Source organism: Streptomyces sp. NBC_01016 (assembly GCF_026341035.1).
Taxonomy (GTDB): Bacteria; Actinomycetota; Actinomycetes; order Streptomycetales; family Streptomycetaceae; genus Streptomyces.
In genome coordinates this window covers 2985271-3009486 of sequence record NZ_JAPEOQ010000002.1, presented here as the reverse complement: position 1 = coordinate 3009486, position 24216 = coordinate 2985271, and the positions used below count along the sequence as shown (strand labels likewise).

The 24216-nt window shown below is 70.7% G+C and carries 17 protein-coding genes; 11 read left to right on the top strand and 6 right to left on the bottom strand.

Annotated features, from left to right (window positions below; genetic code table 11):
• Window positions 1-3: 3 nt before the first annotated feature.
• The 3 genes from OG746_RS40435 to OG746_RS40425 form a co-directional block, all read right to left on the bottom strand.
• Window positions 4-1596: a flavin-containing monooxygenase gene (locus tag OG746_RS40435; RefSeq protein ID WP_266723828.1), complete on the bottom strand. Its 1593-nt coding sequence runs from the start codon at window positions 1594-1596 to the stop codon at window positions 4-6.
• A 3-nt stretch (window positions 1597-1599) separates the two neighbouring features.
• Entirely contained in the window at window positions 1600-2544 is a 945-nt protein-coding gene (locus tag OG746_RS40430) for an alpha/beta hydrolase (RefSeq protein WP_266723826.1), read from the bottom strand.
• Between the two features lie 169 nt (window positions 2545-2713).
• Window positions 2714-3919 carry a cytochrome P450 gene (locus OG746_RS40425; RefSeq protein ID WP_266723825.1) on the bottom strand — a complete coding sequence of 402 codons (1206 nt, stop codon included), beginning with the start codon at window positions 3917-3919 and terminating at the stop codon, window positions 2714-2716.
• A 160-nt stretch (window positions 3920-4079) separates the two neighbouring features.
• Between OG746_RS40425 and OG746_RS40420 the strand changes: the two genes are divergently transcribed.
• Both OG746_RS40420 and OG746_RS40415 read left to right on the top strand, forming a co-directional pair.
• A complete protein-coding gene (locus OG746_RS40420; protein WP_266723824.1) occupies window positions 4080-4667 on the top strand; it encodes a dihydrofolate reductase family protein in 588 nt (195 codons plus the stop codon).
• A gap of 118 nt (window positions 4668-4785) precedes the next feature.
• On the top strand, window positions 4786-6114 hold the full coding sequence (locus OG746_RS40415) for a glycoside hydrolase family 125 protein (RefSeq protein ID WP_266723822.1): 1329 nt from the start codon (window positions 4786-4788) through the stop codon (window positions 6112-6114).
• A 24-nt stretch (window positions 6115-6138) separates the two neighbouring features.
• Here the strand turns inward: OG746_RS40415 and OG746_RS40410 are convergent, their stop codons facing one another.
• A complete protein-coding gene (locus tag OG746_RS40410) occupies window positions 6139-6780 on the bottom strand; it encodes a TetR/AcrR family transcriptional regulator (protein ID WP_266725716.1) in 642 nt (213 codons plus the stop codon).
• Window positions 6781-6939: 159 nt separating this feature from the next.
• On the opposite strand from OG746_RS40410, the gene OG746_RS40405 reads away from it, so the two are divergent.
• The 3 genes from OG746_RS40405 to OG746_RS40395 all read left to right on the top strand — a co-directional run bounded on the left by OG746_RS40405 (window position 6940) and on the right by OG746_RS40395 (window position 14104).
• The gene (locus tag OG746_RS40405; RefSeq protein ID WP_266723821.1) at window positions 6940-8538 is read left to right on the top strand and encodes a GMC oxidoreductase; all 1599 of its coding nucleotides are present in this window, start codon (window positions 6940-6942) and stop codon (window positions 8536-8538) included.
• A 206-nt stretch (window positions 8539-8744) separates the two neighbouring features.
• The gene (locus OG746_RS40400; protein WP_266723819.1) at window positions 8745-12635 is read left to right on the top strand and encodes a Pls/PosA family non-ribosomal peptide synthetase; all 3891 of its coding nucleotides are present in this window, start codon (window positions 8745-8747) and stop codon (window positions 12633-12635) included.
• Between the two features lie 95 nt (window positions 12636-12730).
• Window positions 12731-14104 carry a M1 family metallopeptidase gene (locus tag OG746_RS40395; protein WP_266723817.1) on the top strand — a complete coding sequence of 458 codons (1374 nt, stop codon included), beginning with the start codon at window positions 12731-12733 and terminating at the stop codon, window positions 14102-14104.
• 23 nt (window positions 14105-14127) lie between these two features.
• Here the strand turns inward: OG746_RS40395 and OG746_RS40390 are convergent, their stop codons facing one another.
• Window positions 14128-16503 carry a glycoside hydrolase family 127 protein gene (locus OG746_RS40390; RefSeq protein ID WP_266723815.1) on the bottom strand — a complete coding sequence of 792 codons (2376 nt, stop codon included), beginning with the start codon at window positions 16501-16503 and terminating at the stop codon, window positions 14128-14130.
• A 440-nt stretch (window positions 16504-16943) separates the two neighbouring features.
• Between OG746_RS40390 and OG746_RS40385 the strand changes: the two genes are divergently transcribed.
• The 5 genes from OG746_RS40385 (at window position 16944) to OG746_RS40365 (ending at window position 22166) form a co-directional block, all read left to right on the top strand.
• Window positions 16944-18596, top strand: a complete 1653-nt coding sequence (locus OG746_RS40385) for a glycine/sarcosine N-methyltransferase (protein ID WP_266723813.1) — start codon at window positions 16944-16946, stop codon at window positions 18594-18596.
• Between the two features lie 254 nt (window positions 18597-18850).
• Window positions 18851-19492, top strand: coding sequence for a DUF4232 domain-containing protein (locus tag OG746_RS40380; protein ID WP_266723812.1), 642 nt, complete (start codon window positions 18851-18853; stop codon window positions 19490-19492).
• Between the two features lie 52 nt (window positions 19493-19544).
• Window positions 19545-20069 (top strand): P-loop nucleotide/nucleoside kinase family protein, encoded by a 525-nt coding sequence (locus OG746_RS40375; protein WP_266723810.1) that lies wholly within the window; start codon window positions 19545-19547, stop codon window positions 20067-20069.
• A gap of 99 nt (window positions 20070-20168) precedes the next feature.
• Window positions 20169-20696 carry an NUDIX hydrolase family protein gene (locus OG746_RS40370; RefSeq protein ID WP_266725714.1) on the top strand — a complete coding sequence of 176 codons (528 nt, stop codon included), beginning with the start codon at window positions 20169-20171 and terminating at the stop codon, window positions 20694-20696.
• Window positions 20697-20819: 123 nt separating this feature from the next.
• On the top strand, window positions 20820-22166 hold the full coding sequence (locus OG746_RS40365) for a serine hydrolase domain-containing protein (RefSeq protein ID WP_266723808.1): 1347 nt from the start codon (window positions 20820-20822) through the stop codon (window positions 22164-22166).
• A 25-nt stretch (window positions 22167-22191) separates the two neighbouring features.
• Here the strand turns inward: OG746_RS40365 and OG746_RS40360 are convergent, their stop codons facing one another.
• Complete coding sequence (locus OG746_RS40360; protein WP_266723806.1) at window positions 22192-22827, bottom strand: DUF1345 domain-containing protein; 636 nt, start codon at window positions 22825-22827, stop codon at window positions 22192-22194.
• Window positions 22828-22961: 134 nt separating this feature from the next.
• On the opposite strand from OG746_RS40360, the gene OG746_RS45500 reads away from it, so the two are divergent.
• The gene (locus tag OG746_RS45500; RefSeq protein ID WP_323179738.1) at window positions 22962-24209 is read left to right on the top strand and encodes a PucR family transcriptional regulator; all 1248 of its coding nucleotides are present in this window, start codon (window positions 22962-22964) and stop codon (window positions 24207-24209) included.
• Window positions 24210-24216 lie beyond the last annotated feature (7 nt).

Below are 24216 nucleotides of genomic sequence, written 5' to 3'. Positions count from 1 at the left end.
CGCTCAGCTCAGTTCGAAGCCGTGGTAGTGGCTCACCGCGATGCCGTCGGTGAGGTCGCGGTAGAGGCCGACGCCGCCGATGAAGGGCATGAACACCCGTTGTTTTCCGGGGATGTTGGCGCCCATGTACCAGGACGCGGACTGCGGCATGAGCGTGAGGTCGGCGAGGTCGTTGGTGGTGTTGACCCAGTTGTCCTCGGCGTCCGGGTCGGCCTCCATGCGGTGCAGTCCGCGCTCGCGCAGGTGCGTGAGGGCGCGGGTGATCCAGTCCACGTGGTGCTCGATCGAGGTCATCATGTTGGAGAGGACGGACGGGCTCTGGGGGCCGGTCACCGTGAAGAGGTTGGGGAAGCCGGCCGACATCAGGCCCAGATACGTACGCGGGCCGTGGGCCCACTTGTCGCGCAGCGCGAGGCCGTCGGCGCCCCGGATGTCGATGGCGTTCAGGGCGCCGGTCATCGCGTCGAATCCGGTCGCCATGACGATGACGTCGACGTCGTACGCGCCCCCGTCCTCGGTGCGGATCCCGCGCTCGGTCATCCGGTCGATCGGCCGCTCGGCGAGGTCGACCAGGGTGACGTTGTCCTGGTTGAACACCTCGAAGTAGCCGGTGTCGACGCACATCCGCTTGCTGGCGATCGGGTACGTGCGCGGGGTGAGCCGCTCGGCGAGTTCGGGGCTCTTCACCTTCTCGCGGATCCGTGCGCGGACGTACTCGGCGACGGCCTCGTTGGCCTCCGCGTCCCTGAGCAGGTCACTGAAGCCGCTGCCGAAGCACAGACCACCGATGTCCCAGCGGCGGTCCAACTCCCCTACGATTCCCTGCTCTTCGGTCTCGACAACGAGCACCTGCGCCTCTTCGTCGCAGTCGAAGCCCTTCGATGAGGCGCGGGAGACCTCGCGCCGTTCGGGGTAGCGCGCCCGCGCCGCGGCGAGGCGGGCGGCGTTGGGGCCGTTGTGGGCGGGCACCGCGTAGGACGGGGTGCGCTGGAAGACGGTGAGCGAGCCCACCAGCGGGGCGATCGCGGTGATCGTCTGCAGTCCGGAGGATCCGGTGCCGATCACGGCCACCCGCTTGCCGGCCAGGTCGGCGTCCTCGTGCGGCCAGTTGGACGTCCACAGCACCTCGCCCGCGAAGTCCGTGAGGCCCTCGAAGTCGGGCCGGGACGGCACGGACAGGCACCCGGTGGCCGCGATGACGTACCGGGCGGTGCGGGGTGTTCCGTCGGAGGCCCGGACCGTCCAGCGCTCCGCCGCGTCGTCCCAATCCAGCGATTCCACAAGGGTGTTGAAGACGACGTCCCTGCGCAGGTCGAACCGGTCGGCCACATGGCGTACGTAGGCGAGGATCTCCGGCTGGGCCGCGTAGCGCTCGCTCCAGTCCCACTCCTGCTCGAGCTCGGAGTCGAAGGAGTAGGAGTACTCGACGGACTCGATGTCGCAGCGGGCGCCCGGGTAGCGGTTCCAGTACCAGGTGCCGCCGACGTCCGCGCCTGCCTCGATCACGCAGGTGTCGAAGCCGAGCGCGCGCAGCCGGTGCAGCTGGTAGAGGCCGGCGAAACCGGCGCCGATGACGAGCACGTCGTGGTTGGCCATGGCTCACACCGTCCTTTCGGCGACGAACTTGTTGATGTGCTCCGCCACAAGACGCAGCCCGTCCTCGAAGCCCGGCAGGATGCCCGCCATCTGGAAGAAGGCGTGCATCTGGCCCGCGGCCTCTTCAAGTGCCACCGGGACGCCCGCCTCGCGCAGCGCGTGCGCGTAGGCGACTCCCTCGTCGTGCAGCGGATCGCACTCGGCGACGTACACGAGCGCCGGGGGCAGGCCCGCGAGGCTGTCGGCGCGCAGCGGGGAGGCGTCCGGGTGTGTGCGGGCCCGCTCGTCGGGGAGGTAGTGGTCCCAGAACCAGGCCATGGTGTCGCGGGTGAGTATGAGTTGGTTCTGCGGGGCGAGGTACGAGGGCCGGTCCAGGTCGCAGTCGGTGACGGGATAGACCAGGGCCTGGTAGTCGACGGCGGGCCCGCCGCGGTCGCGGGCCCAGCGGGTCATCACGGCAGCGATGTTGCCGCCCGCACTGTCGCCGGCGACGAGCAACGGGGCGCCTTGCGGGGCGAGTTCGTCCCCGTGCTCGGCGGTCCAGGTCAGGGCGGCCCAGCTGTCCTCGACGGCTGTCGGGAACGGATGCTCGGGCGCCTTGCGGTAGTTGACCATCACCACGGTCGACTGCGTCGCGTTCGCGAGCCGGCGGCCCACGTGGTCGTACTGCAGGTCGATGTCCCCGACGACCCAGCCGCCGCCGTGGAAGTACACGACGACCGCCTGCGGGGTGCCCTCGGGACGCAGCACCCTGGTGCGGAATCGCCCGCCGTCGCGGCCCTCGATCTTGACGTCCCGTACCGCGCCGACCTCCGGGCCCCGGCCGCTGATACCGGAGAGGATGGGGGCGTGCAGACGGGCGATGGCCGGCGTGGACTCGTGCATCGCCGGGCCGTCGGCCTTGGCCAGTTCCGCCAGAAACGCCTGGGTCACCGGTTCCAGTGGCATACGGCCGTCCCCTCGTCGATCCTGCTCGTCTTCTCGGAGGTGATGCTCGTACGGCAGGCGGGCCCGGCCCCGCGCACCGGCCGCTGTACCGTGCACGGACCATGCTCGCCGGAGATCCTCGCGAGGTCCAGACCTCGGCGGAGGCCGGCTCGCGCAACGGGTCCTCGGCTCACCCACCGGCCGCGAACGGCAGCGTCTCGTACCGGCGCACGTAGCAGCCGTCCGCGAACGTACCGCGGGGCGCGTCGACCGTGAAGTGCGGGAAACGGGCGAGGAGTTCGGTGAGCGCGATCCGTCCCTGGAGGCGGGCCGCCGCGGCGCCCAGGCAGTGGTGCGGGCCGTAGCCGAAGGCCAGGTGTTGTGGGGTCGTGCGCTCCAGGTCGACCTCGTCCGCGTGGGGGCCGAAGGCGCGCGGGTCGCGGTTGGCGGAGCCGTAGAGCAGCAGCACCTTGTCCCCGGCCGGCGCGGTCCTGCCGTGCAGGCTCAGGTCTTCGGCGAGGGTGCGGGCCAGGCCCTGCACCGGCGACGCCAGGCGCAGCGCCTCCTCGACGAAGGGCCCGACCGACTCCGGGTCCGATGCGAACCGGGCCCGTAACTCTGGCTGTTCGGTGAGGAGTTGGGATGCGGTGGTCAGCAGTCCGATGGTCGTGTCGTTGCCGCCGGCGATCATGGTGAAGGCGAATCCCAGGATCCGGATCACGGCCTGCGGATCGTCGGCCAGGACGCGGACGAGGTCGGAGACGGTGTCGTCGGCCGGGTGCGCGCGGCGCCGCTCGATCAGTTCCGCGAAGTACGCGAAGAGGTCGGCGACCGCCTCGCGCGCGTCGAGCGCGTGGCCCTGGGCGCCCGCCTGCACGATCGACTGTGTCCAGCCCGCGAAACGCTGCCGGTCGGCTTCGTCGACCCCCAAGTAATGGGCGACGACGAAACATGGGAGCGGCCGCATCAGTTCGGCGACGAGGTCGACCGATTCGCCCGCCGCGGCCATCTCGGCGATCGCGTCGAGCCGGGTGCGTACGAAGTCGCGTACCGCGTCCGCCACGGATTCCACGCGGCGCGGAGTGAACCCCTTGGTGAGCATCCCGCGGAACTCCGTGTGCTCCGGCGGGTCGAGCATGACCAGCGGCGGCGCGGCCTCCACACCGGCCGCGGCCATGTCGTCGCGGGCCACCGTCAGCCCCTGGCGTGACGAGAACAGCTCGGGGTGGCGCAGCGCGTCCAAGACGTCGTCGTAGCGGGAGAGCACCCAGTGGTCGCCGTCCTCGACGTGGTGCAGCGGATCGTGGTCGCGCAGGGCCGCGTACATCGCGTAGGGGTCGCGCCAGGACTCGGCACCGCGGGGTAGGAATCGGGCGGGTGGCGGGACGATACTCATGGCGGCACGGTGGGTGACTCCTGACGCACTGTCAATGGACGTGCGAGCAGCCGTCGATCACGGATTTGAAGTGCGACGCCGGGAGGCCGATGAGTTTCGAGGGAACAGGCAGTCGATACCCGTGACGGACGAGACGACGACAAACGGTGGGAGATCCCCGATGGCCAAGGTGTTCACGCACATGACGATGTCGCTGGACGGCTTCATCGCGAGCCCGAAGGACGAGATCGGGGAGCTGTTCGAGTGGTACGAGGCGGGAGGCGTGAACGTCCCCGACCCGAACGAGTCCGTCGACTCCCAGGTCGACGACGCCGGCGCCCAGGTGATGGGAGAGTTGACCGCCAATTGTGGCGCCCTCGTCGCCGGCCGGCACCTGTTCGACATCGCCGACGGCTGGGGTGACAAGCACCCGGTGGGCGCACCCGTCGTCGTGGTCACTCATCGCGCACCCGAGGACGCCGCCACGAAGTGGCCCACCACGACGTTCGTCGACGGAGTCGAGGCCGCGATCGTCCGGGCCAAGGAGATCGCCGGCGATCAGGACGTCACCATCGCGAGCGCGGCGATCACCCAGCAGGCGCTCGACCTCGGTCTGGTCGACGAGGTGTGCGTCAGCCTCGTCCCCGTGCTGTTCGGCGAGGGGATCCCCTACTTCGCGAAGCTGGCGCGCGGCCACCTCCTCCTCGAGGACCCGATCGTCGTCCAGGGGCGCCGTGCCCTCCACCTGCGGTATCCCGTCCGCCGATAGTCGGCCGTAGGGTCCCCGATGTGGCGGGGCGGCGCCCGGGCTCGATGTCTGCCGCGCTCTTCCCCGCCCCACGGTCGTGATCTACGTTTGGCATCGCCCCGCCACCGAAAGGCCGACGATGCCGTTTCCCACCAGCGTCCAGCACAATCCGGTCGTCCAGCAGGCGGTTCGCCGCCTCGACGAGCTCGGCGACCCCCGCTTCGGACAGACGCTGCTGCGCTGCCTGGACGACACGCTGGCCCGCACCATCCGCCCGATGCCCGACGGCACCGCCTTCGTCGTGACGGGTGACATCCCCGCCATGTGGCTGCGCGACTCGACGACGCAGATGATGCCGTACCTGGCGCTGCTCGAGGGCGACGAGGACCTGCAGGACCTGCTTCTCGCCGTGCTGCGCCGCCAGTTCCGGCAGATCGCGCACAATCCGTACGCCAACGCGTTCAACGCCGAGGCCTCCGGACGGGCGCACGACACGGACGACCTGTGCGAGGACCCCTGGGTCTGGGAGGAGAAGTACGAGGTCGACTCCCTCGCCTTCCCACTCCTGCTGGCCCATCGCTTCTGGCGGGCGACCGGGCGCACCGACCACTTGGCGCAGGCGTTGGAGGCGGCGCGCGCCGCGATCTCCGTGTGGCGCACGGAGCAGGACCATGAGCACCTCTCCAAGTACCGCTTCGTGCGGGCGAACGTCCCGCCGACCGACACCCTGCGGAACGAGGGGCGCGGAACTCCCGTCGCCGAGACCGGGATGACCTGGAGCGGGTTCAGGCCCAGCGACGACGCGTGCACCTATGGCTACAACGTGCCCGCCAACCTGTGCGCCGCCGCTGCCCTCGACGGCGTCGCCAACATGGCGCGGCAGGTTCAGGACACCGAACTCGCCGACGATGCGGCCGAGTTGGCGGTCGAACTGCGCGCGGCGACCCGGCAGCACGGCACCGTCGACCACCCCGACCACGGCTCGATCTACGCCTACGAGGTCGACGGGCTCGGCAACGCGCTCCTGGCGGACGACGCCAACATGCCCAGCCTGCTGTCCCTGCCGCTGGTCGCCGACATCTCGCCGAAGGATCCGCTGTACCTGGCGACCCGCGCGTTCGTCCTCTCCCCCGCCAACCCGACCTGGTATCGGGGAACGGCCGCCGAGGGTGTGGGCAGTCCGCACACCCCTGACGGTTACATCTGGCCCATCGCCCTCGCCGTGGAGGGACTGACCAGCAACGACCCCGAGCGGCGGCTGCAGTTGCTGCACACCCTGATCAACACCGACGCCGGAACCGGGGCGATGCACGAGTCCTTCCACAAGGACGACCCGGACAGGTTCACCCGCGACTGGTTCTCCTGGGCCAATGCCATGTATGCGGAACTGGCCCTGGATCTGGTCGGGTTCGGCACTCGAGCCCTGTGGGACGCGTCCGTGGGTACCTCCTTGGACGCGTCCGCCTAGACAGCCTGTCGGCCACAGCTGCTCTCAGTACGGCAGCCCCTCCGACGCCGCGCGCAGGGCCACGTCGAGGCATTCCGCGAACTCGTTGTACGAGGCATCGGGTTGGTCCGCGTAGCGGCGGGCGAAGTTCTCCGCGGCCGCGCGCAGGGCGCCGTTGAGGGTCGCGGCGTGCACCGTCACGCGCAGGTCGTCGGCATGGCCGCCGGAGCGTTCCGCGAGCAGGCGGCCGAGGACGGGGAGCGCGTCGTCGTGGGCCTGGAGCCAGACGGCGCGCAGCGCGGGCTCGGTCGAGGTCATGCGGATCAGGGCGAGGATGGTGGGCGTGCCCTGCGGGAGATCTCCCGTTCCGCGCGACTCGGTGAAGAAGTCCAGCAGACTCATCTGCGGTGGCCAGTGGCGCAGTTGGGTCACCGCGAAGTCGAGTCCCGCCGCGAGCAGCGGGAGCACGCAGCTCTCCTTCGTCGGGAAGTGCCGCCACAGGGTGCGTGAGGAGACGCCGACGGCCCCCGCTATCTGCGCCCCCGTCGTGGCGGTGACGCCCTGGGAGGTGAACAGACGCACCGCCTCGCAGGCGATCTCGAACCGGAGCGCGGCCTTGCGGCGTTCGGCGAGCGAAGGCCGCCCGTCCGTCGTCGTCGCCTCCTGCCGCCACTCTTCCCATGGCATCTGTCGCATGCCGCCATCTTGTCACTGAGTGACACACGACTCTACTCTGCGGTAGCTGACCGGCGAGTAACCACCGTGCTCTCGACCGGAGTTGGCAGGCGTATGCCCCTGTGCCCCCTTGTGCCCTCCCTCTCCCCCCACTTGGTCAAGGAGTTGCCCATGCCCTCCCCCACCAGGCGCGCCCTGCTCACCGGCGCCACCGCCCTCGCCACCGCCGCTGCCCTTCCGGCCCCGGTCGCGGCGGCCGCACCGGCCCGCGTACGGCTGACCCGCGAGGAACACCGCGTCGTCGTCATCGGATCGGGATTCGGCGGCGGCGTCGCCGCACTGCGGCTCGCCCGGGCCGGCGTCCCGGTGACCGTCCTCGAACGCGGGCGGCGCTGGCCGACCGGCCCGAACGCGGAGACCTTCCCGCACGTCTCCGGCCTCGACAAGCGGGTGCTCTGGTACGGCACCCTGCCCGAAGCCGTCAGGCCGCTCGCCCGCCTGATCGGCACCCCGCTCGGCTTCGCGCCCTACACCGGCCTCCTGGAGCCGGTCCTCGGGGAGAACATCCTGAGCGTGTGCGCGGCCGGGGTCGGCGGCGGTTCGCTCGTCTACCAGGGCATGACCCTCCAGCCCTCGGAGGCCGTGTTCAACACCTGGCTGCCCGAAGGCCTCGACTACCGGCGCATGGACCGCGTCCACTATCCGCGCGTCGCCCGCATGCTCAAGGCGGACACCGCCCCCGACCAACTGATCGACTCGCCCAACTACTTCGCGTCCCGGGTCTTCGGAGAGCGGGTCCGCAAGGCCGGATACGGCCTGGAGAAGATCCCCATGCCGATCGACTGGGACTACGCCCTGGCCGAACTGCGCGGCGACATGTTGCCCTCGTACACGAACGGCGACTGCGCGCTCGGCGTCAACAACGGCGGCAAGCACTCCGTGGACGTGACCTACCTGAAGCAGGCCGAGGCGACCGGCAAGGTCACCGTCGCCACCCACCACAACGTCACCTCCGTGGCCCGCGCCGCCGACGGCCGCTGGGAGGTGCATGTCGACCGCACCGACGACTCCGGCACCGTGCTGGAACAGAAGGTGCTCACCACCCGCGCCCTGATCATGGCGGCCGGCAGCGTCAACACCAGCAAACTCCTGGTCCGCGCCGGCGCGACCGGAGCCGTCCCCGACCTGCCCGACGGGCTCGGCGAGGGCTGGGGCACCAACGGCGACCGCATCTACGCGTGGACCAGCCTCCAGGAGGACTTCGGCGGCGAGCAGGGCGGTCCCGTCGTCTACGGCAGCAAGGACTGGACCGACCCGGCCACCGCGAACACCGTCATCCAGGCCTCCCTCCCACCCCTGGGCCTCGACACCCGCACGACCATGCTGGTGGGCTTCGGCGTCAGCCCCGACCGCGGCCGCCTGCGCTACAACTCCAGCACCGACTCCGTTTCCCTGCACTGGCCCGCGGGCGGCGACGACACCAGCTACCGCGCCATCCATCAGCGGGTCACGAAGATCTCCCGGGGCCTCGGCACCCTCATCGACACCAATTCCCTGGTCAACAGCACCTGGCACCCACTGGGCGGCGCCCCGATGGGCACCGTGTGCGACCTGGAGGGACGCGTCCAGGGGCAGCGCGGCCTCTACGTCCTCGACGGCGCGCTCATCCCCGGCACCACCGGCGCCTGCAACCCCTCGATGACCATCGCCGCGGTGGCCGAGCGCGCCATGGACAGCATCGCCGCCAAGGACGTCGGCACGGTCATCTGACCACTCCGACACACTGCCTCTCCGGCCAACTCGGCACCACCCCCGTGGAGTTCGCCGCGTCCCGATTGACCTGCACGATCCGCGTCCGACACCCCGGACGCCGTAGCATGTCCCGGTTGTCCGGCTCCACCCGGGCAACTTCGGGCAGTTCGGGGGCAGTTGCGTCGCTCCGGCCGGGGCTGCCGTCTTCTCGACGTTGGGACCCGATGGACGCCACTCGCGCACACGACGAGCTCAGCCTGCTCGAAGCGGAGCTGACCGAACGGCTCGACGCTCCGGCGCACTTCTTCGCGAAGGACGCCGCCGCACCGCGCACCCTGGTCGACATCCTCGACGCGACCGTCCGAAAGCACCCCGACGAGCTCGCCCTCGACGACGGCGTGCGCCGACTGACGTACCGCGCGCTGGACGTTGAGGTCGGCCGGCTGCGCAGCCGTCTGGCCGGGGCCGGGGTGGGGCGCGGCGACCGGGTCGGCGTGCGGGTGCCGTCGGGGACGAACGACCTGTACGTGGCGATTCTCGCCGTGCTCGCGGCGGGCGCCGCGTACGTACCCGTGGATGCCGAGGATCCGGACGAGCGGGCCGAACTCGTCTTCGGTGAGGCGGGGGTGCGGACCGTGATCGGGGCGGGGCACGCCTTCACCGTCGCGGAGCCCTCCCCCGTTCCCGCCGGGCGGCCCGGGCCCGAGGACGACGCGTGGATCATTTTCACGTCCGGTTCGACCGGGCGGCCCAAGGGCGTCGCCGTCCGTAACCGCAGCGCCGCGGCGTTCGTGGACGCGGAGGCCGCGCTCTTCCTCGCCGAGGATCCGATCGGGCCCGGCGACCGGGTCATGGCGGGCCTGTCCGTCGCGTTCGACGCGTCCTGCGAGGAGATGTGGCTGGCGTGGCGGCACGGCGCCTGCCTGGTGCCGGTGCCGCGCGCCCAGGTGCGCGGCGGCGCCGACCTCGGGCCCTGGCTGGCCGAGCAGGAGATCACCGTCATCTCCACCGTGCCGACGCTGGCCGCGCTCTGGGAGCCGGAGGCCCTCAACGACGTCCGGCTGCTGATCTTCGGCGGCGAGGCGTGTCCGCCCGAGCTCGTCCAGCGTCTGGTCACCGAGGGCCGCGAGGTCTGGAACACGTACGGGCCCACCGAGGCAACCGTCGTCACCTGCGCCTCCCTGATGACCGGCGCCGAGCCGATCCGCATCGGACTGCCGCTGGACGGCTGGGAACTCGCCGTCGTCGACGAGGCCGACCGGCCCGTCCCGATGGGCGCCAGCGGTCAACTCGTCATCGGTGGAGTGGGGTTGGCCCGCTATCTCGACCCGGCCAAGGACGCCGAGAAGTATCCGCCGCTGCCCGCCCTGGGCTGGGAGCGCGCCTACCGCAGCGGCGACCTGGTCAAGGCCGACCCCGAGGGCCTGGTCTTCCTCGGGCGCGGCGACGAGCAGATCAAGCTCGGCGGGCGGCGCATCGAGCTCGGCGAGGTCGACTCCGCGCTGCAGGCGCTGCCCGGCGTCGCGGGCGCGGCCTGCGCCGTCCGCACCGCGCGCGGCGGCAACCAGCTGCTCGTCGGCTACATCGTCACCCAGGAGGGCTGGCAGCACGCGGCCGCCGTGGACAAGCTGCGCTCCGAACTGCCCGCCGCGCTCGTGCCGTTGCTCGCTCCCGTCGCCGAACTCCCCACGCGCACCTCGGGCAAGGTCGACCGCGACGCGCTGCCGTGGCCGCTGCCCGATGTGGCGACCGATGCCCCGACCGAGCAGCTCTACGGCACCGAGGCCTGGCTCGCCGAGCAGTGGAGCGAGACCCTCGGCGTCCCCGTCACCGACGCGCACGACAACTTCTTCACCATCGGGGGCGGCAGCCTCGCCGCCGCCCAGCTGACCACCCGGCTGCGCACCCGCTACCCGAACGCGGCCGTCATCGACCTCTACGAGCGTCCGGTCCTGCGCAAGCTGGCCCGCCGCCTGGAGAAGTCGGCGCAGGACGACGGCGCGGAGCGGACGATCGTCCCGGTCCCGAACCGCGCCAAGCTCGTCCAACTGCTGCTTCTGATACCGCTGTTCACCCTCAACGGCCTGCGCTGGACGATCGCGCTCGCCGCGCTGGCCGACGTCCTGCACCGGTTCGGCGGCTACGCGTGGGCCCCGTCCGCCTCCTGGTGGCTGATCGCGCCGGCGGCGCTCGTCCTGTTCAGTCCGCCGGGGCGGCTCGCCGTGGCGGTGGGCGGCGCCCGGCTGCTGCTGCGCGGCGTCGGCCCGGGGACGTATCCGAGAGGCGGTGGCGTCCATCTGCGGCTGTGGACCGCCGAGCGGCTCGCCGAGCACAGCGGCGCGACCTCGCTGACCGGTTCCTGGCTGCAGCGTTACGCCCGCGCGCTCGGCGCCAGGGTCGGCCCCGACGTCGATCTGCACTCGCTGCCGCCGGTCACCGGCCTGCTCAAGCTCGGCCGCGGCTGCGCCGTCGAGAGCGAGGTCGACCTGTCGGGGCACTGGCTCGACGGCGACCGCCTGGAGATCGGCGCCGTGAAGGTCGGCGCGGGCGCCGTGGTCGGCACGCGGAGCGTCCTCTTCCCGGGCGCCCGGGTGGGCAAGCGCGCCGAGATCGCACCGGGCTCCGCCGTCCAGGGACACGTACCGACCGGCCAGCGCTGGGCGGGCTCCCCGGCGGTCAAGCTCGGCAAGGCCAAGCGGGAGTGGCCCGCGCAGCGGCCGCCGCGCACGGTGGGCTGGCGCGCGATGTACGGCGCCGCGGGCCTCGCCCTCACTCTCCTCCCGCTCCTGTCCGCCCTCCCGGCCCTGCTCGTCGCGCGCGCCTTCGTGCCCGCGGGCGCCGGGCTCGGCGATGCGCTGCGCGACGGGCTCCTCGCCGCCGCCCCCGCGGCCCTCGCCTACGGACTCACGTACGCCGTGCTGATCCTGGCCGGTGTGCGGCTCGCCGGGCTCGGCCTGACCTCCGGAACGTTCCCGGTGCACAGCCGGGCGGGCTGGCAGTCCTGGACCGTGACCCAGCTGATGGACCTGTCCCGGCAGACGCTGTTCCCCCTGTACGCGGGGCTCGTCACGCCGGTGTGGATGCGGCTGCTCGGCATGCGCGTCGGCCGGGACGCCGAGGTGTCCACGGTGCTCGCGCTGCCCGGCCTCACCACGGTCGGCGACGGCGCGTTCCTCGCCGACGACACGCTGACCGCGCCGTACGAACTCGGGGGCGGCTGGGTGCGGATCGGGCGCGCCCGGATCGGCCGCCGGGCGTTCCTCGGCAACTCGGGCATGACGGCGCCCGGCCGCTCGGTGCCGGACGACGGACTGGTGGGCGTCCTGTCGGCCACCCCGAAGAAGGCCAAGCAGGGCAGTTCGTACCTGGGTCTGCCGCCGGTCCGGCTGCCCCGCCCGGCCACCGGCGTCGATCCGGGCCGCACCTACACACCGCCGGTCCGGCTGCGCTGGGCGCGCGCCCTGGTCGAACTGGGCCGCCTCGTCCCGGTGTTCTGCTCGGCCGCCCTGATCGTCCTGGTCCTCGGCGCGCTGGCCGCCATCGCGGCGAGGCACGGCCTGTGGGCGGCCGCGCTCGTCAGCGGCCCTGTTCTGCTGGCCGCGGGTGTCCTCGCGTGCGCGGTGTCGATCGTGGCCAAGTGGCTGCTGGTCGGCCGCCATCGCGCGAGCGAGCACCCGCTGTGGTGCGGTTTCGTGTGGCGGGACGAACTGGCCGACACCTTCGTGGAGATGCTCGCGGTGCCGTGGCTCGCCGGGTCGGTGCCCGGCACCCCGGTCCTCACCGCCTGGCTGCGCGGCCTCGGCGCGCACATCGGGGCGGGCGTGTGGTGCGAGAGTTACTGGCTGCCGGAGACCGACCTGGTCACCCTGGAGGCCGGGGCGACCGTGAACCGGGGCTGTGTCCTGCAGACGCACCTCTTCCACGACCGGATCTTGCGGACGGATACTGTGACCCTTCGCGAGGGCGCCACGCTGGGTCCGGGCGGAATCGTGCTGCCGGGCAGCGAGGTCGGTGCCCGCAGCACGCTGGGGCCCGCGTCCCTGGTGATGGCCGGCGAGTCGGTACCGCCGGGCAGCCGGTGGCTCGGCAACCCGATAGAGGCCTGGCGCCCGTGAATTGGCGGGCCCTGAAGGCACGTTGGCCATGTCGTACGGGTACGAAGACGAGTACGGGCACAGGGACAGGCACAGGGACAGGGAGCGGACGAGGCGTGAACGGGCAGCACTACGGTCAGCACCACGGCGGCCGGCACCACGGGCACCACGGGCCTGACTCCTACTTCCCGTCCAATGGGGACCCCCGCTACCGGGTGCACCGCTACGAACTCGACCTGGACTACCGGCCCGAGCCCAACCGGCTGGCCGGCACGGCCCGGCTCAGCGCCATTGCGGGCCGCGCCGAACTGGATGAATTCCAGCTGAACTTCGCCGACTTCCGTATCGGCCGGATCCGGGTCGACGGCCGCCCCGCGCACTACACGCTGCGCGGCGGCCGGCTGCGGATCCGGCCGGCGAAGCCGCTGGCCGCGAGCGCCGCGTTCACCGTCGAGGTGCACTACTCCGGCAACCCGAAGCCGGTGAAGAGCGCCTGGGGCGGCCTGGGTTGGGAGGAGCTGACCGACGGCGCGCTCGTCGCCAGCCAGCCGGTCGGCGCCCCCTCCTGGTACCCGTGCAACGACCGCCCCGCCGACAAGGCCGCGTACCAGATCTCCCTCACCACCCCCTCCGCGTACCAGGTGGTGATCGGTGGCCGTCTCCTCACGCGTACGACCAGGGCCTCGACCACGACCTGGCTGTACGAACAGGCCGCGCCCACTTCCAGCTATCTGGTCGGCCTGGCGATCGGCAGATTCCAGACGGCGCTGCTCGGCGATCCGGGCCTCGACGGGGTCCCGCAGACCGGCCACTTCCCGGCCCATCTGCTCACCGCCTTCTCCCGCGACTTCGCGCGCCAGCCGCAGATGATGGCCCTGTTTCAGGAGCTCTTCGGCCCCTACCCGTTCGGCGAGTACGCGGTCGTGGTGGCCGACGAGGAGCTCGACGTGCCCGTGGAGGCGCAGGGCCTGTCGCTGTTCGGCACCAACCACGTGGACGGCGCCCGGAGTTCGGAGCGGCTCATCGCCCACGAGCTGGCCCACCAGTGGTTCGGCAACAGCGTCACCGTCGCCGACTGGCAGCACATCTGGCTCCACGAGGGTCTCGCCAAGTACGCGGAGTGGCTCTGGTGCGAACGCTCGGGCGGCCGCGGCGCCCAGGACCTCGCCGCCGCGGCCCACGGCCTGCTCGCCGAGCTCCCCGAGAACCTGTCCCTGGCCGACCCCGGCCGTAAGCACATGTTCGACGACCGCCTCTACGAGCGCGGCGCCCTGGCGATCCACGCCCTGCGATGCTCACTCGGCGACCAGGCGTTCTTCCAGGCGCTGCGCGCGTGGACGGACCTGCACCGGCACGGCGTCGTCACGACCGAGATGTTCGCGGCGCACATGGAGCGGTTCGCGCGCCGGCCCGTGGACGAGGTGTTCCGTGCGTGGGTCCACGAGACGGCGCTGCCGGAGGTTCCGGTGCTGGTGAGTTCGTCGTCGTAGTCGTAGGAGACTGCCGTATGAGCCTAGGGCGTCAACTCCCGCTCCGCCGCGGCCGCGTGCTCGACGACGGTGGCACGCTGCTCCTTCGTGAAGAGGCCGGCGGCGGCCCATGCGTCCGCGGTCCGCTCCACCCGGCGGACGAAGTCGCGGTGCTCGGCGAACGGTGCGCCGTCCCACACCACGTCGAGGAAGGTCAGGCCGTCGTCGCCGGGTGAGGTGACGCCCTCGACCGGCACGTCGTAGTCCGGGAGGTTGTCGTCGCGCTTGCGGTTGGGCACGCCGGTGGCGATGGAGCCGAAGACCACCTCGGGTTCGACGCGCTTGAAGTAGGCGGACTGGGGCTGCCGGTCGCCGACGTAGTGCGGGCGCAGTGTGCGGTTACCGACGGCCAGAGTCTGGCCGCGGCGCGGCGTGATCGCCGACCGGGCGTAGTTCCCGTCGCGCTTCAGGTGCCGGTAGAGCGTCAGCTCCTGGAATTCGCCCTTGGCCACCTCGCCGAGCACCGGCATCAACAGGGGCCCCCAGAAGACCGATTGGACCTCCGGGCGGTCGATGGCGCGCTCGATGCGGACGGTGAACGGCATCGAGACCTCGACGGTGTCGCCGGGGCGCCAGTCGCGGTCGATCGTGAGGTAGCTGCCGGGCTTCGGGCGCGGGCCGGTGCGGCGGCGTCCGTTGACCGAGACCGTAAAGCCGTCCTTGGTGTCGGCCACCCAGCCGGGGACGCGCAGCTTGAGGGCGAGCCGGCCGCGGCCGTCGATCTTCAGGGTGCTGCGCTGTTCGCGCGGGAAGCCGGTCGTCTGGGTGACCGTGAAGTCCCGGTCCTGCCACCGCAGGGTGGAGGGGACGTACAGGTTGACCCACAGGGTCTTGTCGTCGGCCGAGCGGAAGTACACCGTCTCCTGGTACTTGGTGCCGCCTTCGAGGCCGCTGCCGCCGCAGCAGGTTCCGGTGTTGTCGTACTCGCGGGCGGCGCCCGGGGTCAGCGGCTGGAAGTAGGCGAGCTGCGGATCGTCCGTCCGGTCCGTGTCGGCGCGCTGCCCGAGCACCATGTTGACCAGGCCGCGCTCGTAGTAGTCCATGTAGGCCGGGTCGGGGTCGAAGGTGAAGAGATTGCGCGCCAGCTTGAGCAGGTTGTACGTGGTGCAGGACTCGGCGCCGTCGCCGGCGATGGCGTGGGCGATGTTGTCGCGGTTCTGGAACGCCTCGGGGTTGGTGTTGCTGCCGGGGACGGTCCCGCTGGTGCCACCGTGCGCGAACATCCGGTGGGGGACGACCATGCCGAAGAAGTTCTCCGCCGCGCGCCGGTAGTCGTCGTCCCGGTTCTGCTCGAAGACCCGTAGGTAGCCGATGAAGTTGGGGACGTGCGTGTTGGCGTGCAGGTGGTTCGGGCGTCTGCGGCCGGGCCGGTTCTCGTCGGTGGTGACGAGGATGTCGCGGTTCTCGACGCAGGCCTCGAAGAGGGACTCGCGGCTGTCGAAGAGCCGGGCGGTCTCCAAATGGCGCCCGTCGCCGGTGAGCGCGTGGATCTCGGCTAGGACCTCGTTGGCGCCGCCGTACTCCCCCGCGATGTAGGTGTCCCACAGGTAGTTCAGGTCGTCGCGGGTGACGGGCCCCTTGTAGTCGGGGTGTTCGATGTCGCCGAGTGTCAGGGCCAGGTGGGCCCAGTCCGCCATGGTCCGGACGATCTCGAAGGCCTGCTCGTTGCCGGTGAGGGTGTACGCGTCGAGGAGGCCGCGCATGATCTTGTGCTGGGTGTACCAGGAAGCCCAGGTGTTGGTGTCCGGGTCGCTGCCGTACACGGCGAACCTGGGCGGGCCCGCGCGCAGCACGGTGTCCTCGGGCAGTGCGCCCAGGTAGCCCGGATGGACCGTCTTGCCCTTCAGTGCGTCCTGGCAGGCGCCCAGTTCGGACACCATCCGGTCGAGCTTGTCCTTGTAGACCTGTTCACCCTGGTCGACATGGGACTGCGCGAGGGCCGTGAGGTAGTGGCCTGCCCAGTGGCCGCTGAGCAGGCCGCCGTCCTCCCAGCCGCCGGGGACCTCGACGCCGGGCGGGTTGGGCCGGCCCGCGACCTTGTTGAACAGCACGAGGAAGCGCCGCTCGTCGTAGGCGCGGATGAACGCCTTCACTCTGTCGCGTTTCTCCTGGAACAGGCCCTTGCCCAGGGCCACTTCGTTCAGCCGGAAGGGCCGGACGGGCGCCGTGCTGCCCGCGCCGACGTACGGCGGGAGATCCTTCGCGAGCGCGTGGGCCGCGAGCGCGCGGGCCGCGCCGGTGCCGGGCTCTGGCGCCGTGGCGGCCGCCGGCCAGGAGCCGGCCGCCACGGCGGCGGTACCGAGGGCCGAAGCGGCCATGAAGTCACGTCGTCGTATGGACCGGCCACCGAACGTCGTCATGCCCCTCCCCTTTCACGGGAGTTACGGCTTCGTTCGGGATACCGAACAGCCTCTGACTTGTCGAACAGTCCTGAACGGGGCCCAAGATCTCACGCAGGGTGGACCGCCCGTCAACACCTCTGCACGCCGGACGGGGCCACCATGCAGCGGTTTCCGGCCCTGGCTGACTATCGCCGTCGCGGCGGTTCCTCCGTGAATGACCTTTATACGAGGCGGTTTCACTCTCTCCACCTCAAACAATCTTGGAACGGAGAGGCGCTGGCCAGGTCCGCTGTTTGCCTCAACCCCGGCCCTGTATACGAACTTTGGAGGCATGAGACCGCGCAGTCTTGGACAGCGATGCGCTCAGACCGTGCGGCTCCCGAGTGCTGGAGTTCTGTGCCGTCTTGGGCTGCCGCGCCAGGGCAAGATTCCTCCTAGCTGAAGGGTTCCCCATCATCGTGCAACCGGCCCAAGAGTTCGGCGACAACCCTGTCGAAGTACGCGAAACCGGGCACTACACGGAGGAGTACGTCCCCAGCTTCGTCGAGAAATGGGACTCCCTCATAGATTGGGAGAAGAGGGCGGACAGCGAAGGAAATTTCTTCATCGACCTGCTGCGGAAGTGGGGGGTGAAGAGCGTGCTCGATGTGGCGACGGGCACGGGATTCCACTCCGTGGCGCTCCTGTCCGCGGGATTCGAGACCGTCAGCGCGGACGGCAGCGCGGAGATGCTGGCGCGGGCCTTCGAGAACGGCCAGAAGCGGGGAGACCACATCCTGCGGGTCGTTCAGGCGGACTGGCGATGGCTCAACCGTGACGTCCACGGGGAGTACGACGCCATCGTCTGTCTCGGCAACTCCTTCACGCATCTCTTCTCGGAACGCGACCGGCGCAAGGCGCTGGCCGAGTTCTACGCGATGCTCAAGCACGACGGAATTCTCATCCTGGATCAGCGCAATTACGACGCGATGCTGGACGACGGGTACACGAGCAAGCACCGCTACTACTACTGCGGTGAAGACGTCATCGTGGAGCCGGAGTACGTCGACGAGGGACTGTGCCGCATGCGGTACAGCTTCCCGGACAGCTCGATGTACTACCTCAACATGTTTCCGCTCCGGAAGGACTACACGCGGAAGCTGATGTCGGACGTCGGTTTCCAGCGCATCGAGACCTACGGCGACTTCCAGCACACCTACCGTCGTGAGCAGCCGGACTTCTTCATCCATGTCGCGGAGAAGGAGTACAGGACCGAGGGAGAGGAGCAGTACAAGGGCGCGGTCGGCACCGCCCGCAGCTACTACAACTCGCCCGACGCCGACACCTTCTACTCCACGGTGTGGGGCGGCGAGGACATCCACATCGGTCTGTACGAGAGCGCCGACGAGCCCATCGCGGACGCCAGCCGGCGGACCGTCGAGCAGATGGCGTCGAAGCTCGGGCTGACCCGGGACTCCGTGGTGCTCGATCTCGGTTCCGGCTTCGGCGGTTCGGCCCGGTACCTCGCGGAGACGTACGGCTGCCGGGTCCTGGCCCTCAACCTCAGCGAGGTGGAGAACCAGCGCCACAAGCAGCTGAACTCGGCCCGCGGGCTCACCGACAGGATCGAGGTCGTGGACGGGTCCTTCGAGGACATCCCGTACCCGGCCGACCAGGTCGATGTCGTCTGGTCCCAGGACGCCTTCCTGCACAGCGGGAACCGGGAGCAGGTCCTCAAGGAGATCGCCCGGGTGCTGCGGCCCGGCGGCCAACTCATCTTCACCGACCCGATGGCGGCGACGGAGGGCGGCCGCGCCGACGTGCTGCAGCCGATTCTCGACCGGATCCACCTGGACGACATGGGCTCGCCCGGCTTCTACACGCGCGAACTGAAGCGGCTCGGGTTCACCGCCGTCGACGGCGGGTTCGAGGAGCACCGCGAGCAGTTGGTGAACCACTACACGCGGGTCCTCGAGGAGACCGAGCGTCTGGAGGCCGAGGGGCTGGCCAGAAAGATCAGCCACGACTACCTCTCCCAGATGAAGACGGGACTCGGCCACTGGGTCAACGGTGGCCGCGACACCCATCTCACGTGGGGCATCTTCCACTTCAGGCTCGGTGGCGATGACTGAGCGGTGCGGCTGAGCTGTACGGCTGAGCGGTAGTGCTGAGCGAGACACCTGAACGAGACACCTGAGCGAGTCCGCTGAACGACGTTCCACCGGCCGGCCCCGAGGTACCTACGGGACCGGCCGGTCGGGCTGCCACCTGCCCTTACTCGATACGCCTGTGACAGAACGAAGACACCCCGAAGCACTGCCTGTGACTCGGTGCGGGATACAAATACTTCAGACCGCACACACCGAGCCACCCACGGGGGAACCCCATGAAGTACACCCGCATCTCCGCTTTCGCCGCCATCGGCGTCGCCGCCACCCTCTCGCTCACCGCCTGCGGCGGCGGTGACTCCGACGCCTCCGCCAAGGACTCCTCGGCCACTTCTTCGTCCTCGTCCTCCGACAGCGGCTCGAAGTCGGAGGCCGGCGACGCGAAGGCGGGCTCCGGCAGCGACACCGAGGTCAAGGCCGGCGCCGCGAACAGCGGGACGCAGTCCGGCACCAAGGCCACCTTCTGCAAGACGGAGGACCTGGCCATCAACGCCGTGGACGCCGCGCCCGACGAGACCTCGGGCCGGATCGACATCTCCATGGTCAACCGGGGTTCGACCACCTGCTCGGCGACGGGCTTCGCGGGCGTCGACATCAAGGACAAGGACAACACCTCGAACCCCATCGAGCGCGGCCACGCCGAACCGCGTGTCACCACCCTGAAGCCGGGCGACTCCGCGATCTTCAACCTCTCCTACGACATCGACAGCTCCGGTGAGAGCCTCTCGTCCCCGACCAACATCGTGGTGACGCCCCCGAACGAGACCCACTCCGTGACCCTGGACTGGCCCGCGGGCGCGGGAGACATCAAGGGCGCCTACACCGACGTCCAGGTCTACCCGACGCACACCGCCAAGTAGGACCGTCGGCGCGTCCGTGCATCTCCTCGACCCGTGCGGCCATCCTTCAGGCATGACCAAGTTGTTCCTGACGGTCGGCCTGCCCGGGGCCGGCAAGACCACGCGGGCCCGGCAACTGGCCGAGGAGCACGGGGCCCTTCGGCTCACGCCGGACGAGTGGATGATTCCACTGTTCGGCGAGCCGGACGCGGGCGGAAAGCGGGACGTGCTGGAGGGGCGCCTGCTGTGGCTGGCCCTGGAGGCACTGCGGCTGGGTACCGATGTCGTGCTGGATTTCGGCTGCTGGTCCCGTGACGAGCGATCCGCGATCCGCTCGCTGGTGACATCCGAGAGCGCGTCCTGCCACCTGGTGTACGTGCCGGTGGACCACGAAACCCAGCGCGCCCGCATCGCCCATCGCCAGGCGACCACTCCGGACCAGACCTTCCCCATGAGCGAGGCGGAACTCCTGCGCTGGAGGTCGCTGTTCGAAGAGCCCGACGCGGCGGAGCTCGAGGGCCGGCGGATCGACGGCCCGCCGCCCGGGTGGGCGGGGTGGCGGGAGTGGGCCGTGCACCGGTGGCCGTCGCTCGGCTGACTCCCCCGCCGTTCGGCGCGCGTCGGATCGGCGAGGCCCGGACGGGTCCAATTCGGCCACAGACCGGAGCCGCTGAAATATGATCACGCCATGCCCGACATGACAGAGACAACGCCCGGGTGGCTGGCCTCCGACGAGCTGGAGCTGGTCCGTGCCCGCATGCCGATCCTCTACGTCGAAGCCGTGCCGGTGCGCGTCGCGGACAGCGGCGAGGTGACCAGCGTAGGACTGCTGCTCCGCATCGGCCCCGACGGCAACGTGAGCCGCACGCTGGTCTCCGGCCGCGTGCTGCATCACGAACGGGTCCGCGACGCCCTCCTGCGCCACCTCGAAAAGGACCTCGGCCCGGTGGCGCTGCCCCGGGTGCCGGCCTCCCTGCAACCGTTCACCGTCGCCGAGTACTTCCCGACGCAAGGCGTCACGCCGTACCACGACCCGCGCCAGCACGCGGTCTCGCTGGCCTACATCGTTCCGGTCGCCGGGGACTGCCAACCCCGGCAGGACGCGCTCGACCTGGTCTGGTTCAGCCCCGAGGATGCGGTCTCGTCGGCCATGCAGGACGAGATGCCCGGCGGCCACGGCGCCCTCCTCAAACAGGCCCTCGCCCACGCGGGCCTCGGCCTCTGAACCCGCCCGCGACCGGCGCCCGGCACCGCCTTGTTCCGAAACGCCGGGCCTGGTAGCACCATTGGCTGACTGACGTGCGCCAACGAGCCTGCGCCCATGAGCACGCGCCACGAGGGAGAAGTCATGTCACGAGCGTCCACCGCCCAGGCCTGGATCGCGGAGCATCTGCCCAAGCTGACAGCCGTGCACAAGGTGCCCGGCGCCCAGGTCGCCGTGCTCGTGGACGGCGAGGTGGTGGACGCGGCCGCCGGTGTGGTGAACAGGGCCACCGGGGTGCCCGTCACCCCGGACGCGGTCTTCCAGATCGGGTCGATCACCAAGGTCTGGACGGCGACCCTGATCCAGCAGCTGGCGAACGAGGGACGGCTCGACCTGGACCGCCCGGTGCGGCAGTACCTGCCGGAGTTCGCCCTGGCCGACGAGCACGCCGCCGCCACCGTCACCGTCCGCCAACTGCTCTGCCACACCTCGGGAGTCGAAGGCGACCGGTTCACGGACACGGGCGCGAACGACGACGCGATCGAGCTCTATCTGCCCACCCTGGCCGACGCCGAGCAGCTGTACCCGCCGGGCGAACAGTTCTCGTACTGCAACAGCGGCTACGTCGTCCTCGGCCGCCTCGTCGAGGTGCTGAGCGAGCAGACCTTCAATGCGGCGCTGCGCGAGCACCTGATCGCGCCCCTCGGCCTCGCCCACGTGGCGACCCATGTCGGCGAGGCCATCCTGGAACTGCCCGCCATCGGCCACCTCGGCCCCGACTCGCAGCCCGCGCCGGTCTACGGGCTGCCGCCCTCCACCGCCCCGGCCGGCGCCGCACTTGCGATGCCGGCGCGCAGCCTGCTCGGGTTCGTCCAACTCCACCTGGATGAGCGCGCGTTCGACGTGATGCGCGAGACGCAGGTGACAGCGCCACCCCTGGGGGCGCTGGGCGACCGCTGGGGGCTCGGCTGGATGCTGTACGACCAGCCCGAGCGTTCCATGATCGGCCACGACGGCGGCACGATCGGACAGTACGCGTTCTTGCGGGTCGTGCCGGAGGCGGGCGTCGCCGTCGCCGTGCTCACCAACGGCGGCGACGCGGCGGCGCTCTTCCAGGACCTCGGCGGTCACCTGCTCGGCGAACTCGCCGACGCACGGCTGCCCGCCCTGCCCCGGGTCCCCGAGCAGCCGGCACCGGTCGACGCGCACCGCGCCACCGGCACGTACCGCTCCACGTTGCTCGATTTCGACCTCACCGTCCACGACGACGGCACCACGTCACTGACCACCACGCCGCGCACCAGCGAGGCCAGGGTGCTGCTCGGCAAGGACAGCATCACCCAGCAGTTGGTCGGCCTCGGCCCCGACCGACTGATCACCGTCGAGGAACGCGCGGGGCGACACGAGGTGTTCGTCCTGATCGGCAAGGACGCGGACGGCCGGGCGCAGTACCTCCACAACAGCCGGGCCGCAGCGCGCTTCACGGGTTGACCTCGCACCGAACGGCGCCGGACCGTCAGCCGGTGACCATGCCCGCGACCAAATTGATGGCGGTGGCGAGAAGGCTGGTGCCGAAGAGGTACGAAAGGAGCGAGTGCCGCAGCACGACCGACCGGATCACCGAACTGGAGACGTCGGTGTCGGACACCTGGTAGGTCATTCCGAGGTTGTAACTGAAATAGAAGAAGTCCCGGTACGCCGGAGGGTCCTCGGAGTTGAAGTCGATTCCGCCCGCGGAGCCCTGGTAGTACAGATAGGCATAGCGCGCGGCATACATCAGGTGCAGGGCCGCCCATGCCATGAACACACCGCCCAGGGCGACCGCGGCCCCCGCGTGCCGGGCTCCGGAGCCGTCGAGGAGCAGCAGCACCACGATGGCTCCCAGCCCGCACAGTGCCGTGCCGACCACCGCGAACTCCTCGGTGACGGGGGCGAAGTCCTCACGCCGTGCCTCGCGGCGCGTGGCGGCGGCGTCCATCGGCCACATCACCAGCCAGCCCGTCACCACGAAGACCAGCTCCGCGGCGGCGATGCCCGCGAGGATGCCCATCGGCACACTGACCGGAAGGCCGACGGCCACCGCGGCCACCAACCCGACCCCCACGGAGACGGCCAGGCGGGGAACCGCGGACGTCGGCAACCAGGCGCTCATGGCTCGTCACACTAGACGGGTCCGTGCCACATCGCCCCCGATGGCTGTCGCGACACGGCCGCGCCGACTTGACGATCGCGAGGCGCCACGGCTACTTCTGGGCCCCCACCTCCGGCGCAACAGGGGAAGCACTCATGGCTGGGCACATCGCGGACACAGGCGGCCGAGTGCCGAACCCTCTGCTCGGTGAGCTGGTCGCGTGGGCGGAGCAGCAACTGCCCCGGCTGATCGACGACGTGTGCGCGGCCACCCGCGACCGCATCGACCTCTACCGCGACGAAAGCATCGTCCCGGGCGCGGAGTTGCGCGCCTCTGTAGCGGTCAACCTGCAGTTCATCCTCGACGGTCTCGCGGAGCGCAGGACTGACGCAGGAATCGGTACCGGACCCAGGACCGCGCCCGACCTGTCGGCGCCCGCCGAGACGGGGCGGCGCCGCGCGCACCAGCGGGCGCCGCTGCCCGAGGTGCTGCGCTGCTACCGCATCGCCTGCGCGATGCTCTGGGACCTGTTCGTCGAGCACGCCCGGCGCGTCGCCCGCCCGGACTTCCTGGACGCGCTGCTCGCCGCGTCGAGCACCCTGTGGCGGCTCTCCGACGAGCACGCGCTCGCCCTCACGGAGGCCTACCGTTCGGCGACCGCGGAGCTGCTGGTCGCTCAGCAGCGGCGGCGTTCGGCCCTCATGGAGGCACTGTTCACCGGCCGGCTGGTGCCCGAGTCCGGTTCATGGGAGGTCGGCAGGCTGCTGGGGCTGCCCCTCGACACGAAGCTGACGGTGGCGGCCACGGAGACCGCCGGTCTCGCCGAGGAGAGCCTGGTCGGCGTGGAACGCATGCTGGGCGGGCTCGGCATCGTGTCGGCCTGGCATCTCACGCCTGCTCTCCAGGCCGGAGTGATCGCGCTGCGCGACGAGCAGCGCGACGAAGTCCTGGGCGTGCTGCGCGCGGCCGCCGCGTCCCGTACCGGTGTGAGCCCCTCGTACGAGTCGCTCGCCGACACGCCGCGCGCTCTTCACCTCGCCCGGACGGCGCTCGCCTACATCCCTGTCGGGAAGGCCGGCGTACGGGAGTTCAGCACCAGCCCCCTCTCCGCGCTGATCGCCTACGACCCGGACGAGGGGCGGCGACTGGCCAAGGAGGTGCTCGGTCCTGTGCTCGCCCTGCCCCAGGAGGACCGCGTCGCGCTGCTGCGGACGCTGCGGGCCTACGTCGATCAGGCCGGGTCGGCCGAGAGCGCGGCGCGCGTGCTGCACTGCCACCCGAACACCGTCCGGTACCGGCTGAACCGCGTCCGCGAACTCACCGGCCGCTCGCTCAGTGATCCGCGCTCGCTGGCGGAGCTGGTGACCGCGACGGACGCCGTCCGAATGGACACCGACGGCTAGCACGCTG